The 16,191-nt window shown below is 50.2% G+C and carries 13 protein-coding genes; 6 read left to right on the top strand and 7 right to left on the bottom strand.

Annotated elements, in window-relative coordinates:
- Nucleotides 1–117: 117 nt before the first annotated feature.
- The 3 genes from H8K26_RS00350 to H8K26_RS00360 form a co-directional block, all read right to left on the bottom strand.
- Entirely contained in the window at nt 118–330 is a 213-nt protein-coding gene (locus H8K26_RS00350; protein WP_190476516.1) for an alpha/beta hydrolase family protein, read from the bottom strand.
- Between the two features lie 402 nt (nt 331–732).
- Nucleotides 733–1,338, bottom strand: a complete 606-nt coding sequence (locus tag H8K26_RS00355) for a hypothetical protein (RefSeq protein WP_190476518.1) — start codon at nt 1,336–1,338, stop codon at nt 733–735.
- A gap of 418 nt (nt 1,339–1,756) precedes the next feature.
- The gene (locus H8K26_RS00360; protein ID WP_190476520.1) at nt 1,757–2,731 is read right to left on the bottom strand and encodes a D-2-hydroxyacid dehydrogenase family protein; all 975 of its coding nucleotides are present in this window, start codon (nt 2,729–2,731) and stop codon (nt 1,757–1,759) included.
- Between the two features lie 343 nt (nt 2,732–3,074).
- Here H8K26_RS00360 and H8K26_RS00365 point away from each other — a divergent pair, with 343 nt between their 5' ends.
- Nucleotides 3,075–4,937 (top strand): phosphoenolpyruvate carboxykinase (GTP), encoded by a 1,863-nt coding sequence (locus H8K26_RS00365; protein ID WP_186884126.1) that lies wholly within the window; start codon nt 3,075–3,077, stop codon nt 4,935–4,937.
- Nucleotides 4,938–5,160: 223 nt separating this feature from the next.
- Here the strand turns inward: H8K26_RS00365 and H8K26_RS00370 are convergent, their stop codons facing one another.
- Both H8K26_RS00370 and H8K26_RS00375 read right to left on the bottom strand, forming a co-directional pair.
- On the bottom strand, nt 5,161–5,553 hold the full coding sequence (locus H8K26_RS00370) for a DUF2798 domain-containing protein (RefSeq protein ID WP_190476522.1): 393 nt from the start codon (nt 5,551–5,553) through the stop codon (nt 5,161–5,163).
- A gap of 47 nt (nt 5,554–5,600) precedes the next feature.
- Nucleotides 5,601–5,918, bottom strand: a complete 318-nt coding sequence (locus H8K26_RS00375) for a hypothetical protein (RefSeq protein ID WP_186884124.1) — start codon at nt 5,916–5,918, stop codon at nt 5,601–5,603.
- A gap of 139 nt (nt 5,919–6,057) precedes the next feature.
- Here H8K26_RS00375 and H8K26_RS00380 point away from each other — a divergent pair, with 139 nt between their 5' ends.
- The 3 genes from H8K26_RS00380 (at nt 6,058) to H8K26_RS00390 (ending at nt 10,036) form a co-directional block, all read left to right on the top strand.
- Nucleotides 6,058–7,026 carry a LysR family transcriptional regulator gene (locus H8K26_RS00380; RefSeq protein ID WP_190476524.1) on the top strand — a complete coding sequence of 323 codons (969 nt, stop codon included), beginning with the start codon at nt 6,058–6,060 and terminating at the stop codon, nt 7,024–7,026.
- A gap of 138 nt (nt 7,027–7,164) precedes the next feature.
- Entirely contained in the window at nt 7,165–9,210 is a 2,046-nt protein-coding gene (locus H8K26_RS00385) for a sensor histidine kinase (RefSeq protein WP_190476526.1), read from the top strand.
- A 121-nt stretch (nt 9,211–9,331) separates the two neighbouring features.
- Entirely contained in the window at nt 9,332–10,036 is a 705-nt protein-coding gene (locus H8K26_RS00390) for a riboflavin synthase subunit alpha (RefSeq protein ID WP_190476529.1), read from the top strand.
- 122 nt (nt 10,037–10,158) lie between these two features.
- On the opposite strand, the gene H8K26_RS00395 is transcribed toward H8K26_RS00390, so the two are convergent.
- A complete protein-coding gene (locus H8K26_RS00395; protein WP_190476531.1) occupies nt 10,159–11,043 on the bottom strand; it encodes an EamA family transporter in 885 nt (294 codons plus the stop codon).
- A 92-nt stretch (nt 11,044–11,135) separates the two neighbouring features.
- Here H8K26_RS00395 and H8K26_RS00400 point away from each other — a divergent pair, with 92 nt between their 5' ends.
- Nucleotides 11,136–11,648 (top strand): MarR family winged helix-turn-helix transcriptional regulator, encoded by a 513-nt coding sequence (locus H8K26_RS00400; RefSeq protein WP_190476533.1) that lies wholly within the window; start codon nt 11,136–11,138, stop codon nt 11,646–11,648.
- Between the two features lie 126 nt (nt 11,649–11,774).
- On the opposite strand, the gene H8K26_RS00405 is transcribed toward H8K26_RS00400, so the two are convergent.
- On the bottom strand, nt 11,775–12,233 hold the full coding sequence (locus H8K26_RS00405) for an Lrp/AsnC ligand binding domain-containing protein (protein ID WP_110254407.1): 459 nt from the start codon (nt 12,231–12,233) through the stop codon (nt 11,775–11,777).
- 151 nt (nt 12,234–12,384) lie between these two features.
- On the opposite strand from H8K26_RS00405, the gene putA reads away from it, so the two are divergent.
- Complete coding sequence (putA, locus tag H8K26_RS00410) at nt 12,385–16,044, top strand: trifunctional transcriptional regulator/proline dehydrogenase/L-glutamate gamma-semialdehyde dehydrogenase (protein ID WP_190476536.1); 3,660 nt, start codon at nt 12,385–12,387, stop codon at nt 16,042–16,044.
- Nucleotides 16,045–16,191: the final 147 nt, after the last annotated feature.

Below are 16,191 nucleotides of genomic sequence, written 5' to 3' on the forward strand. Positions count from 1 at the left end.
GATTTTGCAAGTCTAACTTTTATTTAATTTGACAAAAATGAAGATTAACTTGGAATGTTAAAAAAGACAATTTTCTTCAAATGCCTTGAAACCATCGAATGTAGCTCAATTGCTTCGCTATTGCTCACTCTTCAGGTCAGGTGCCAATGGCGGGAGTATCTCGATATTTCTGAGCCAGTGTTCAACCAGGGTCGGCCATGACGAAATGGGATGGGGATTGCGTCGCAGGCCGAAAGCGTGGCCGCCTTTGGCGAACAGGTGAACTTCTGTTGGAACGCCCGCTTCGTTCAGTGCTTTCGCGTACAGCGTGCTGTTGCAAATCTTGTCCACAGGGTCGTCCCACGCTTGTAGTAAAAATGTAGTCGGCGTTTGCGCGGTGACTTTGATCGAAGGGTCGAACGTGGCACCAGCGCGGCAAAGGTGACCCGGATAAAGTGCAATCGCATAATCGGGCCAGCTGCTGAGTTAATCGGCCGCATCCACAATACAGGCGAACAGCCCGCATTCTGCATACTCCCCCTAGTTTTTAGGAAAACACCCTAAATCCCTGCATGAACATTAGGCTTGCAGACATACCCCGGGGAGTATATTTTTGGTGTTTTGAGGCTGTGGGAGGCGGTGGATTCGACCACAGAGGGCAGCTAGTCGATTACAGACTTGTTCCTCACGCCAGAACTATTGATTAGTTTTTTGTACTTTTTTGGGGTAAGGCCAGAGTCCATATAGGAAAAGTTAGGTTGCATCTGTGCAAGCCCCAAGTTTTTCTCTGACTCTACGTGCTGCTATGACTGCTCTCGCATCACCGCCTACAAAGCGAACAAATGCCAAATAAAAAACGGCTACGACAAGCATGGCTCCGTATGCCCCAGCAGATTGAACCTTGGACAAAAGTAAGATTAACCATGAAAAGTAGATGCTCATAGCCAAAACTAGGCTAGTTGAGAACCAAAACAATACCTTGGATTGCAGCCCCAAGTTTACATGAAGTGAGCCGTTTATTACTTCAATGTATGGCAAGGCAGCGCGCAGCATAGATAGTGTTAGCCTGCCGGATTCATAGCTCCTCGCAAGAGCCTCTGTAAACTCTGGGGTGCAGATTCTACCAAGCAAATTACGCGATATCTCTTCATCCTTGGCCCTTCTAACCAAGAGCTTTAGATCCCCATTTTCCTCACACTCTTTAGCCAAAATCTCCAGCCGTTTTAATTTTCGATTTCTAAGATGCTCGCTGTGAAATTCAAATATGGATTGGATGGATTTTATGATGGCCGCTATCCCGGCAACGATGGCAGCCGAGGCCGCAGGCCAAGATTTTAGAATTTCAAATAAATCTGTCATGGAGATATATTTAATCTAACGTTTGACATAAGAGGTGCGCTTTAGTGCGGCCCACTTAATGGATATATTAAAGCTTATTTTTTAAAATACATTTAGCCATAAAATGGAAATGCTTTATTAAATGCTGTAATAGAGAGAAGTAAAGCAACTAACGCCGAAAATACGACCTTCCATACTTTCGGATATGCCTCATAAGCCACGATTGCATTCCAAATTGCGCCCAATGCTAGAACAGTCACTTGGAGATATTGAGTTATAACTTCCATTTGTATGGCTCTAACATGATTAATTTAATAAAAGTAAACATTAACTTGGAATGTCAAAAAAGACAATTTTTTTCAACTGTCTTAAAAGCCACATATAAGCCTTGTTGTATTTGCCGTTTATGAATATGCCTAACCTTATCCACACTCCACCTTCATCCATGCAATAAATTCGTCGGTGTTCCTACGGCGAAATTCAGGATATTTTGGAATGCGGCGGCGAAATAGAGTTCGTAGCTGTCTTGTTCGACGTAGCCGATGTGCGGTGTAACGAGGACGTTTTCACGGTGCAGCAGCGGGTGGTTTTGCGGTACGGGTTCGGTTTCAAAGACGTCGATGGCGGCGAAACCGGGGCGGCCAGCATCGAGTGCGTGGACGAGGGCGTCTGGTGCCAGCAACTCGGCGCGGCTGGTGTTGACGAACAGGGCGTCCGGTTGCATGCGGGCCAGGTCGTCTGGCTGGACGATGCCGCGCGTGGCGTCATTCAGCCGTAAATGCAGGGTAAGAATATCACTGTCGGCAAAAAATGCTTCGCGCGAAGCGGCGGCCTGATAGCCATCCTGCAGCGCTTGGGCGCGGCTGGCTGCGCTGCCCCAGATGACGACATGCATGCCAAACGCGGTGGCGTAACTGGCGATGCGTTTGCCGATTTTGCCGTAACCCCAGATGCCGAGGCTGCGTTGCTTTAAGACCCTGCCGAGGCGATTCTGTGCGGGCTGGACGGAGGATGCCTGCCAGGTTCCCTGTTGCAGTAAAGACGCGTAATTGGTGAGGCGGCGCGAGGCGGCCATGATCAGCGCCCAGGTCAGCTCGGCGGGGGCGGTGGCGTCGCCCACGCCTTCGGCAATGGCGATGTTTTTTTCTCTGGCGGCGGTGAGGTCGATGTGTCCGGCGACTTTGCCGGTTTGTGAGATGAGTTTTAAATTCGGCAGGCGTTGCAGCAGGGCGCGCGGAAAGCGGGTACGTTCGCGGATCAGCACGAGTGCATCAAACGGGGCGAGGCGTATCGCCAATTGGCCTATACCGACGGCGCTGCTGTTGAATACTTTGACTTCATGGTCTTTGAGCATCGCAAAGCACTGGCAATGCCGCACGACATCCTGGTAATCATCGAGGATGGCAATCTTCATGATTTTTTTTCCTTATAGAGCGTCACTGTTGAAACAGTTTCACTTTCAAAAACGGTACTACTGTGATAATAAATCTGATGTGAACTGCACCCAAATGGGCGCGTCCGTGTAGAATATCCGGTTACGTAGCTTTTTGATTCTTCCGTCCGCCTACCGCGCCGACGCAAGCTGGAGTCGGGATCATCCTCCTGATTGCCTATTATCCGACAGAACCGCCGCCATCGTGTTCGCCTTGCTGGAGCTGGGATCGTTTTCCAACCGTGCTCGCATCGCCTGACTTTCTAACGACGACACTGCCGCGCTGCTACCCCGGTTTTTTTATTGCAATCTTATTGGAGTCAGTATGAGTCAAACAACCGCCAACGACATCGCGGCCATCGGTGCAACAATCAATGCGCCCGCTTATGTCAAACATCAGAAGCTGATCAGCTGGATCGCTGATATTGCTGCGCTGACGAAGCCAGACAATATCGTCTGGTGCGACGGCACACAGGAAGAATATGATCGCCTGTGCGCGCAAATGGTTGCCAGCGGCACCATGAAAAAACTGAATGACGCAAAACGCCCGAACAGCTATCTGGCGTGTTCTGATCCTACCGATGTGGCGCGTGTGGAAGACCGCACTTTCATCTGTTCTGAGAAAAAAGAAGATGCGGGCCCGACCAATAACTGGATGGCACCGGCAGAAATGCGCGCGACGCTGAACCCGCTGTTCGACGGCTGCATGAAAGGCCGCACGATGTACGTGGTGCCTTTCTCTATGGGTCCGCTGGGTTCCCCCATCGCGCATATCGGCGTTGAATTGTCTGATTCGCCGTATGTGGCAGTGAACATGCGCATCATGACGCGTATGGGCAAAGCGGTGTATGACGTGCTGGGTACGGATGGCGATTTCGTTCCTTGCGTGCACACTGTCGGCGCGCCGCTGGCCGCTGGTCAGCAAGACGTGGCTTGGCCATGCAATGCGACGAAATACATCGTGCATTACCCTGAAAGCCGCGAAATCTGGTCGTTTGGTTCCGGTTACGGTGGCAATGCGCTACTCGGTAAAAAATGCTTTGCGCTGCGTATCGCTTCCACCATGGGTCGTGATCAGGGCTGGCTGGCAGAACACATGCTGATTCTGGGCGTGGAATCACCAGAAGGTAAAAAACATTACGTCGCAGCGGCGTTCCCGTCAGCATGCGGCAAAACGAATTTTGCGATGCTGATCCCAGCAATCAAAGGCTGGAAAGTCACAACGATCGGTGACGATATTGCGTGGATCAAACCAGGTAAAGATGGCCGCTTGTATGCGATCAACCCGGAAGCAGGTTATTTCGGCGTGGCACCGGGCACCAACACGGCAACGAATTCAAATTGCATGGCATCGCTGACGGCCAACACCATTTTCACGAACGTCGCGCTGACTGACGACGGCGATGTCTGGTGGGAAGGCATGACGAAAGAAGCGCCAGCGCATCTGATCGACTGGCAAGGTAAAGACTGGACGCCAGCCATCGGTAAAGAAACCGGCCGTAAAGCAGCGCATCCAAATGCCCGCTTCACTGTCGCTGCAACACAAAACCCTGTGATCGATGCCGCATGGGATGATCCTGCTGGTGTGCCAATTTCTGCATTCATCTTTGGTGGCCGTCGTTCAACGACAGTGCCATTGGTAACGGAAGCACGTAACTGGATCGAAGGCGTTTACATGGCCGCGACCATGGGCTCGGAAACTACTGCGGCGGCGGCTGGTCAGCAAGGCGTGGTACGCCGTGACCCGTTCGCGATGTTGCCATTCATGGGTTACAACATGAGCGACTATTTCCAGCACTGGCTGGATATGGGTAAGAAAATCGACGCGATCGGCGCGACTTTGCCATCGATCTACTGCGTGAACTGGTTCCGTACTGATGAAAACGGCAAATTTGTGTGGCCAGGTTTCGGCGACAATATGCGCGTGCTGAAATGGATGCTGGAACGTATCGAAGGCAAAGCGAATGGCGTGGAACACGTATTTGGTGTGACACCGAGCTTTGATGATCTGAACTGGGATGGTCTGGAATTCACCCAGGAACAATTCAATACCATCACATCGATCGACGTCACCGCGTGGGAAGAAGAGCTGGTGTTGCATACCGAGTTGTTTGAAAAACTGGCTTACCGTTTGCCGGCAGAACTGGAAGCAACCCGTGTGGCGTTGAAAAACCGCCTGAGCATGTAAGTTTCTCAGCGCAATAAATTCAGCCCGGTAAAAAAGCGCGACGATGTCGCGCTTTTTTTATATCGATGCAAATCGAGCTGCGAGTAGTGTTTATCCTTTTTGACCTGACCAGCGCAGCAAAAATACTGACGCTAACAATCACGCCGGCAGCAGCAGAGCACGTAAAAAAAGCCGCTACGAATCAGCGGCTTTTTTGAGACAAATCGGGTCGGTCAGTGTGCAATTAACGTACAATTTTTGGCAGTTGTGGTGCTTTGACCGTTAAGCCATTCTGCAGGGTGACTTCATCAGACACTTGCTGTATCGCTGCAATACTGATGCCCTGTGTACGACGCTTCAACACAGCAGGTTTGCTCAGGCTGCGTGAAATTTTCTGAATCACAGGCAACGCCATGTAAGCCAGTGGAAATGCGATAGGCCAGGTCGTCAGCCACGCTTCCATCCACGATGCGAAGAAGTCGTTAGTCAGACCAACCCACAACAAACGCAAGACGGCGGTAACGATCAAGGTCAGCAAACCTGTCATCAGCAGACTTGGCAGCATTGATGCCAGACTTCTGGAACCAGCGACTTCACGCGGTGTTGTACGCTGGTAAGCTGGGGTATAGGCAGACATGGTTAACTCGCTGTACACTGGGCTATGTTGCATTGCAAAATTGTTGATTAACCGCGAGCCGCAAGTGCGCGCAGCTCAGCGGCCATGTTAGGCGAAGTGCTGTCGAGTTCGTTGGCGATATTGCGAACGGCCAGCATGCTGCGCAAATTGCGCATGGCAGATTTTTCTTCGCGTGTTTTGTTTGGGAATACAGCCAGCTTCAATGCGCGCAACATGCCTGTAATCAATGGCTTAAAGACCAATAACATTGTGGTCAGGATGCTCAGGCCAATCAAAGGACGGGCAGCGGCAACCAAGGCGCTGATAGCAACTTCGGCAACAGGGAGTGCACTGGTGGCAGGGAAAGCGATATTGAGGAAAGTCATGATGATCTCTACTTTTATTTACATTTGGGAATAATCAGATCATATTGCATTGCAACATATAATTCTAATTTCGATTTCCTATAATCAATATATTATTTGTGAATAATTGCAGATAACGATATTAACGGAGGCAAACAACATGAACTTTTTGACACTGGATCTGAATTTATTGCGGGTGTTTGATGCGGTAATGATTGAGCAAAACCTGACCCGCGCAGCAGATAAACTCGCAATGACCCAGCCCGCCGTGTCAAATGCATTGAAACGCCTGCGCCATTCACTGAACGATGAATTACTGATACGCACCGCGTATGGCGTGAAGCCGACTCCGCGCGCCGAGGCATTGTGGCCAACCATACGGCAGGCCTTGTCCAGCCTGGAATCAGCCATTGCACCCGGTGCCTTTGATGTCTCACAGGCGCAGCTGACGTTTCGCATGGCGATGGCAGATGCCACTGCAGCACTGTGGATGCCAACGCTGGTGCGCTCCATTCAGAATGACGCTCCCGGTATTAACGTCAGGATGATGCCTCTGACAACGCGCGAACCTCGCCCTATGCTGCTACATGGCGATATCGATATTGCGGTCGGTTTTTTTCCAGGTGTCGTCGCTCAGCTTTCCGGAAGCCAGACCGCTGGCAACAGCGCCATCCGCCATGAACGGCTGTATTCTGGTCACTATGTGTGCGTGATGCGGCAGAATCATCCACTGGCAGGGAAAACCCTGACGGTCGATGATTATTGCGGTGCCAATCACTTGCTGGTGAGTTTCTCAGGACGGGCCCATGGGCTGATTGATGAAACTTTGAGCAAAATGGGGCGTGAACGACGTATTTTGCTGACCATCAACCAGTTTTTTACAGCAGGCCGCGTGGTTGCGAATTCTGACTTGCTGACGGTGTTGCCAAGACACCTGATTTCAGCCACCGGCATGACCGACGCGCTGATCTGGACAGAATTGCCGTTTGAAACCCCGGCGGTACATATCGATATGTTGTGGCATGAACGCGATGCCCGCAATCCCGCGCATCAATGGCTGAGAAACAATCTGATCACGATGACGCATTCCAATCTGATCCCGGAATTGCAGCAGGACAAACAGGAATAACTGAAAAGTATCTTATTGTTCTTTCTGATTGCTAAGCGGATTGAAACTTGTTAGGCTGCTTCATCTGTTTAACAGTTTTTTACATTCCGCGTTGATTTTTCGCTTCGTTTCCGTATAGCGACTTACCCGCCCAGAAAGATGCATACAGCCCGCTATCGCCGATTTTTTATTTTCGCCTTGTTGCTGTTATCTTTTTTACTCAAAGGATTAACAGCGCAGGCGGCAGTGACTTTGCTCGAAAAAGGCGAACAGAAAATACCTCTGCATAATAATTTTCTATTATTTGAAGACACCACTGGCAAGCTTGATATTCAGGATATTCTGTCACCGGAGATCGCGCGCCAATTCAAACCACTGTCAAAAAATCTGAGCGCAGGTTATTCCGAATCGGCATTCTGGCTACGTCTGGATTTACAAAGAAGCAGCGCCGACAGCAATAAGATGTGGTTGCTGGAAATGATGCCCATTATGCTTGACGATATCCGCATGTATCGCCGCGGCAAAGACGGCAGCATGGAAATTCAACGGGCGGGTGATCACATTGCTTTCTCACAGCAGGAAATCCGGCACCACTATCCCATTTTCAAACTTTATCTGCAGGATACAGAAACGACGACGGTGTATTTACGGATACAAAGCACTAGCTCCGTCTTTTTCCGCGCAGTATTGTGGACACCGAATAAATTCACAGAGACCTCTGACTACATCGCCAGCCTGATGGGTATTTATTACGGTGTGATGCTGGCCATGATTATCTACAACGCGATATTGCTGATCACTTATCGCGATATTTCCATGTTCTATTACCTGCTGCTGTCATTCGGAACCTTGGCTGCCGGTATGAGTATCAACGGCCACATAGGCATGTTTATCGCCCCCGACTGGCCTTGGCTGGTCGACATCATGCCGGCACTGTTACCACAATTAATTATTCTCGTCTCATCGTTATTTATCAGCAGTTTTCTACGGCTCAAAGAAACGATGCCATTTTTCTACAAGGCATTCAAAATCATGCAGGTCATGGTGCTGATTTTTATTGCCCTTATTCTGGCTGGATACAACACGACCATTGCTGAGTTTGTGCAATTAGTCGGATTGGTTCAGGTCATCTTTTTTTTACCGATCTGTTTTTTGGCAGGTCTGCGTGGGTACCTGCCGGGGTATATCGTTTGTGTTGCGTCTGTTTCCTGGGTCGTCAGTATTTTTCTCCTGCCTTTACGCAATCTCGGTATTCTGGAATCCAGCTGGATCACAGATTACGGTTTCCAGATCGGTTCTGCAATGGAAGCGATCTTGCTGGCATTAGCACAGGCTTACAGAATCAGTCTGATTAAAAAAGAAAGCGTCGATATACAGCGGCAGTTGCTGAAAATTTCGCAGCAGGCTGAATATGAGCTGGAAGCCAAAGTGCAATTGCGAACCGCTGAACTGGATGATGCGGTTCAACGCATGAAACTGCTGGATAAAGAGAAAGACGACATACTCGGGATTGCGGCACATGATCTCAAAAACCCATTAACCAGTATTATCGGCATGAGTGATCTGCTGCGTAAGATGCGCCATCAGATTTCCGAAGAACAGCAGCATCAGTATCTTGAACGTATCAGTAACAGCGGTCAGCGGATGATGCATATCGTCACCAATCTGCTGGATGTGAATGCGCTGGAATCAGGACACTTTCATTTGTCGGCACAAACCGTCGATTTCGGTCAATTGTTACGAGACATCATTCAGCAATATGAATCGGCACTGAAAGCGAAAAATCTGCATACGGTTGTGGATATCGACAGCAGTGTTTTTGTCACCGCCGATCTGAATGCCTGCATACGTATTTTCGATAACCTGCTTTCAAACGCGATCAAATTTTCTCCGGCAGAAAAAACAATCTGGCTGACAATCAATCAGCACAATGGCATGGGACGATTTGAAGTGCGCGATGAGGGGCCGGGTTTGTCCAGTGAAGATCAGCAACATTTGTTCACGAAGTTTTCAAAATTATCGCCGACACCAACGGCTGGCGAACATTCCAGCGGGCTGGGTTTATCCATCGTTAAAAAACTCAGCGAGGCACAAGATGGCTGCGTCCGTTGCGTCAGTACGCTGGGTGCTGGTACCAGTTTCATGGTCGAATTACCGCTGGCGGCGGTATCTCCGGCACAGGTGCAGGTTCTGACCGGCACTTGAACCAGCGGATTAACTAGCGGATCAAATAACCGACTATCCGTGTAGCTGCATCTGTATTTGCAATTCGCCTTACAATCACGGCTGCTCGCCAACTTTCCATTTACTTTCCATTGTTATCATCATGTTCACAGGCATAGTACAAGGCATCGCCCGCATCGCAAGCATCAACGATAAACCGGGCTTGCGCACGTTTCAGATTGAGTTTCCCGATGGCTTTGCGAACGCACTGGAAATCGGCGCCAGCGTTGCCGTTGATGGTGTTTGCCTGACCGTCACACAATTGCATGGTGAGCGTGCAGCAGACTTCGATGTGATGCAACAAAGTCTCACGATAACCACTCTCGGCAGTTATGCCGAAAACAGCCGTGTCAACGTTGAACGTGCTGCCAGAGACGGCGCTGAAATCGGTGGACATCCTTTATCCGGGCACGTCGATTTCACAGCGCACGTCGCCCAGATTCGTGAACTGGAAAATAACTACGTGATCCGTATCGCGGTTCCGCCGGTCTGGTTGCGTTACATCTTCGCTAAAGGCTACATCGCCATCAACGGCGCCAGCCTGACGATTGCTGAGGTCAACCGCGATGAAGCCTGGTTTGAAGTTTGGCTGATCCCGGAAACATTGCGCATGACGGTATTTGCAGAGAAAAAAACAGGTGCTGCACTGAATATAGAAATCGAGCGCAGCACTCAGGTAATCGTCGATACGGTACGCAATATACTTAGTGAAACGCTGGGGCCATTACTGCCCGCACTCGAATCGCTGCTGCAACAACAAGGCGTCAGCAGCGCACAATTGTTGAACACTATCAAAGCAGATAAGTAACAGGCAGAACGCATTTCATCTGTCACGCTGAAATGCGTTCTTTCGGTTGATGACGAATTCATCTTGCATAGATTCAGTCATCACACCATTTGCAGGTTAAGTCGAACAGACGACGCTTGTCACTATTTTCTCGGCGCTGCAGGCTTACTCAGCCATTGCACTGCAAGGATGCTTAACAGCACCATCAATAATCCAGCCAACGATAACCCGCGTATTGTTTGTCCGAGAAAAATCCACCCCAACAATACTGCAGTCAAAGGACTAAACAGTCCCAGCGACGATATGGCCACTGTCGGTAGCCGCGCAACACCGCGGAACCACAACACATACGCGAACAAGGCTCCGATCACACACAAATAGGCATACCCAACGATATTCACCGGCGTCAGTACCGGTAATGGCGGATCAAACAAACAGGCAAGTGGCAGCAATATTAAGCCACCCAGAAGCAATTGCCATCCGGTGAATGCCAGCACTGGTAAGGCAATGTTCCAGCGCCGCGATAAATAAGTTCCCACTGCCATACAGGCCGTTCCTGAGAGTGCCGCTGCAATGCCAACCGGATCCCAAACAGAGCCTGGCCCCAGTAATAATGCAGCCATGCCGAGAACGCCGGTGATCGCGGCGAAAATCACTGGCATACCCGGCTTACGCTGATCAAACACCCATACCAGCACGATCATCAGTAAAGGTTGCAAAGCGCCGACCACGGCTGCTAAACCACCGGGTAAGCGGTATGCAGCGACAAATAATAAAGCCTGGAAAAATCCTATATTCAGTGCGGCCAGTAACAGTAATCGTGGCCAGGCAGAAAATTGCGGAAGACGACGCGTCATTAACAACAACAAAATACCCGCAGGTAGCACCCGTATCAACGCTGCAGTAAATGGGCGATCTGGTGGTAAAAATTGCGTAGTGATGATGTACGTACTACCCCAGATAACCGGTGCGAGTGCGGTAACTAAAATGTCGCCCCAAGCGACAGAGTTCGTGGAAAATTTTTTCATTATTTATCTTCAATTCAAGATAAATAATCTTATCACAAAGAAGACAAAGAGAAGATATATAATCTTGATATCAAGATAAATGGAGAATATCAATGACCGGAAATCAGTCAGATGCTGTCGACATCTTATTAGAGCAATGGCACCAGGAAAGACCTGATCTGGATGTCAGCCCTATGGCAATTATCGGTCGACTCGGGCGTTGCACAGCGCTGTTACGACCGCAGTTGGACGTTACATTTGCAGAGTTTAACCTCAGCGCCTGGGAGTTTGATGTGCTGGCGACACTACGTCGTTCAGGTAAGCCATTTCGCCTGACGCCAACAGCCTTATTTTCCAGCATGATGATTACCTCCGGTACGATGACGCACCGCCTGCAAAGTCTGGAAAACCGCGCGCTGATCAAGCGTCTGCCAAACCCGGCTGATGCCCGCAGTATGCTGGTGCAATTATCTGCCAGTGGCCTGAAGCTGATCGATCGCGCTGTCGCAGCGCATGTGGAAAATGAAAGACGGATACTGGCACCGCTGAAAGCGAGCAGTCAGGCAGCGCTGAACGCGCGTCTGACGGAATTGCTTGCAGTGCTTGAGGAACTTAACCAGCAATAACAACGCAGCATGAAAATTGGCCACCTGCGTCAGGTGGCCAATTTTTTTACAGCGTTTTTATGTGGCGGGTTATCCACTTATCGTAGTGAACCCATTACCGGCATGATACCAGCAACAGCAAGCCACTTATTTGATCGGAAGACAACTGGTATTTTTAACTTCTTCCATCACTGCATAGGTATGCGTTTCGCGTACACCATTTAATTGCAGCAATGATTTACCAAGGAAGTCGCGGTAGGCGTTCATGTCTTTCACGCGCGCTTTGACCAGATAATCAAAACCACCGGCAACCATGTGGCATTCCAGTACTTCGGGAATTGCCTGCACGCCGCGGCGGAACGCATCAAATACATCGGGAGTGGTTCTGTCGAGCACAACTTCGATGAACACCAGCAAAGCCACATCCAGCAGATGCGGATTGAGTTGTGCTGTGTAACCAAGAATGTAGCCGGACTCCTGCAATTTACGCACGCGTTCCAGGCAGGCTGCCGGGGATAGGTTAACCCGTGTCGCCAGTTCTACATTACTGATACGGCCATCGTTTTGTAATTCGGCCAGAATTCTTTTACTGATTTTGTCTAGCATAAGAAGTCAAAAATTGATCAGAGTGGTGATTAATAATATTCGGGATTATTTTCTCACAAAAAAGAAAATTTCGATATGAGTTCTATTTTCCAGAATTAATCATTGAGCAGCGTCGATACAATGAAATCATATTTGTTTTTATTATTTCTATATGACTGCGACCTCTGTGACTACATCTACATCCCCGTTTGCGGCACTGCATGCCGAGCTGTTAGTGAATATCAGCCCACTCAGAAATGCAATTACCAACGCTTACCGTCGCAATGAAACCGAGGCTGTGCAGTATCTGCTGTCACAAGTTAATTCTTACCCCTCGTTACAAAATAATGTTGCAGAACTTGCGCAAAAATTAGTCAGCTCAGTACGTCAGCAACGCACGCGTGCATCCGGTGTCGATGCGCTGATGCATGAATTTTCTTTGTCATCCGAAGAAGGTGTCGCACTGATGTGTCTGGCCGAAGCGCTGTTGCGCATCCCTGACCATCAGACCGCAGATCGCCTGATCGCGGACAAAATCAGTAAAGGCGACTGGGCAAAACATCTGGGCGAATCACCGTCTATGTTCGTCAATGCTGCGACCTGGGGTTTGCTGGTGACAGGAAAACTGGTGGCAACCAATAGCGAACAAGGCCTTGGCGCTGCGTTGACGCGTCTGATTGCCAAAGGCGGCGAACCTTTGATCCGTAAAGGTGTAGATCTCGCCATGCGTATGCTCGGCAATCAGTTCGTCACTGGGCAAACAATAGAAGAAGCGCTGAAAAACAGTCAGGAAAATGAGAAACGCGGTTACCGCTATTCGTATGACATGCTGGGTGAAGCAGCACTGACCGCCAAAGATGCGGCCTATTATTATCAGTCTTACGAAACCGCGATTCACGCGATCGGTAAAGCCTCAAATGGTCGCGGCATCAAAGATGGCCCGGGTATTTCGGTGAAATTGTCGGCCTTGCATCCGCGTTACTCGCGTGCACAACGCGAACGCACGATGACGGAATTATTGCCGCTGCTGAAAAATTTATTGATGCTGGCAAAGCACTACAACATCGGCCTGAACATCGATGCGGAAGAAACCGACAGGCTGGAATTATCGCTCGATCTGATGGAAGCACTGGCGTTCGATCCCGACCTGAAAGGCTTTGAAGGCATAGGCTACGTGGTGCAGGGCTATCAAAAGCGCTGCCCGTATGCGATTGATTATCTGATTGATCTGGCGCGCCGCAGCGGCAGCAAATTTATGGTGCGTCTGGTGAAAGGCGCTTACTGGGATGCCGAAATCAAACGTGCGCAAGTCGATGGCATGAGTGATTTTCCGGTCTACACACGTAAGGTGTATACCGACTTATCGTATCTGACCTGTGCGCAACGCTTGCTGGCAGCGACCGACGTGATTTATCCACAGTTCGCCACGCACAACGCACTGACGCTGGCGACAATTTATACCTGGGCAAAAGAAGCAGGCGTGACGGATTATGAATTCCAGTGTCTGCACGGCATGGGCGAAACTTTATACGATCAGGTTGTCGGTAAAGATAAGCTGAATAAGCCTTGCCGTATCTATGCACCGGTGGGTTCGCATCAGACTTTGCTTGCCTATTTGGTGCGTCGCTTGCTGGAAAACGGCGCCAACTCGTCGTTTGTGAATCAGATCGTCGATGAAAGCGTGTCGATTGAGTCACTGATCGCGGATCCGATTGCGATTGCGCGCGATCTCGGTGGCAAGCCACATGCAGGTATTGCCCTACCACGCGAATTGTTTGGTCATGAACGTCAGAATTCTGCCGGTCTGGATTTTTCTAATGAAATCACGCTGCAGGAAATATCGAAAGAATTCAACAGCGCCGCCAGCCAGTTCATCGTTGCCACGCCATTATTAGCCAGTGACAGCAGTGCCATCGTACAGCGCGATGTACGCAACCCGGCCTGTCTGTCTGATACCGTAGGTGCGGTGATTGAAGCCAATACGCAAGACGTGCAACAAGCCTTGTACACAGCAGAACACTACGCACTGGAATGGCAAACGACCGCCCCATCGATCCGTGCGGCCAGCCTGAAAAAAGCAGCTGATTTACTGGAAGCAAATACACCTGAGTTCATGGCACTCGCCATACGCGAAGCGGGTAAATCGCTGCCGAATGCGATTGCAGAAGTGCGTGAAGCGGTCGACTTTTTACGCTATTACGCAGCGCAGGTCGAATCACACGCCAATACCAAAGCACTCGGTCCGGTAGTTTGTATCAGCCCGTGGAATTTTCCGTTGGCGATTTTTATCGGTGAAGTCAGCGCAGCTCTGGCTGCTGGTAATGTGGTGTTGGCGAAGCCTGCAGAACAGACTCCATTGATTGCGTATCGCGCGATACAGCTGTTGCACGAAGCAGGCATCCCCCGTGCAGCATTACAATTTTTGCCTGGGACTGGCGAAGTCGTCGGTGCGCAACTGGTCGCAGACGCCCGCGTCAAAGGTGTTATTTTTACAGGTTCAACCGAAGTCGCACAGATCATCAACCGCACCCTCAGCAAACGCGCTGTCGCTGAAGGCATCGATATACCGCTGATCGCGGAAACTGGCGGCCAAAATGCGATGATCGTTGATAGCAGCGCTCTGCCTGAGCAAGTCGTCAACGATGTCCTGACCTCTGCCTTTGACAGCGCAGGTCAGCGTTGTTCAGCACTGCGTATTTTGTGTCTGCAAGAAGATATCGCTGACAAAACGATAGAAATGCTGCATGGTGCGATGCAGGAGTTGCGTATCGGTCAGACTGATCGCCTCGCGACCGATATCGGCCCCGTCATTGATGCAGAAGCGCAAAACAATTTACTACGGCACATCGATGCGATGCGTGGCCTGGGCAAATCGGTATTCAGCCTGACACTGCCGGAAAGCTGCCAGCAAGGCACCTTTATCCCACCAACGGTTATAGAAATCAGCAATCTGGCCGAACTGCAAAAAGAAGTATTCGGTCCGGTACTGCATATTTTGCGCTTCCGCCGCGATCAATTGTCCGAACTGATTGATCAGATCAATGGCACAGGCTTTGGCCTGACGCTGGGAGTGCATTCACGGATTGATGAAACAATTAATTTCATCACCAGCCGCGCTCACGTCGGCAATATTTATGTGAATCGTAATATCGTCGGTGCGGTCGTCGGCGTGCAACCGTTTGGCGGCGAAGGTAAATCCGGCACAGGCCCGAAAGCCGGTGGTCCGCTGTATCTGAAACGTCTGCAACGCACACCGGATATCAGCCTTGGCGGCCACACCGTCTATGAGCGACAAGAACCTGCTGCGCTGAGCACCTTACTCGTATGGGCGAAAACTCAGCACATGCAGGAACTGGGCAATCTCGGCGATCAATACAGCCATCAGACGCCATATAAGATCACGCAAGTGCTGCCTGGTCCAACAGGCGAACGCAATACTTTATCGTTTGTACCGCGTGGTCGTATCTATTGTGCGGCCAGCAGCCTGCCGTGCCTGTTGAATCAGCTTGCAGCGACACTCGCAACCGGTAACACAGCGGTTTTGCCACAACAGGCATTGATGCTGTTGCCAGCCAGTTTTCCGGCAGAACTGCGGCAGCAGATCATCAGTGCGGAAGTGCAGGATTGCGGCGCGCAGATTGCATTGGTCGAAAGCAGCTTGCTGAATATTTACAAACCCGTGTTTGCGGCGCTTGATGGGGCGATTGCATCCGTGATCGAGACAACGCATGCCGCTGAGATTCCACTCTGGCGTTTGGTCGCGGAACGGGCTTTGTGCGTCAATACGACAGCAGCTGGCGGAAATGCCAGCCTGATGGCGATGGCGAGCTGATTGCGGCCTGATCATCATTTGCAAAAAGCCCGCTGATGTGCGGGCTTTTTTTTGCGCTGCATTTGCTTAGGATGTTGTGCAGTGCTTTGCTTTCTACTTTGCTTTGCAAATACGCGGCCGGTGACGTTTTGAGCGGTGCTGGCAGTC

It is taken from the genome of Cognatundibacterium aquatile, from assembly GCF_014699135.1.
GTDB lineage: Bacteria > Pseudomonadota > Gammaproteobacteria > Burkholderiales > Burkholderiaceae_D > Undibacterium > Undibacterium aquatile.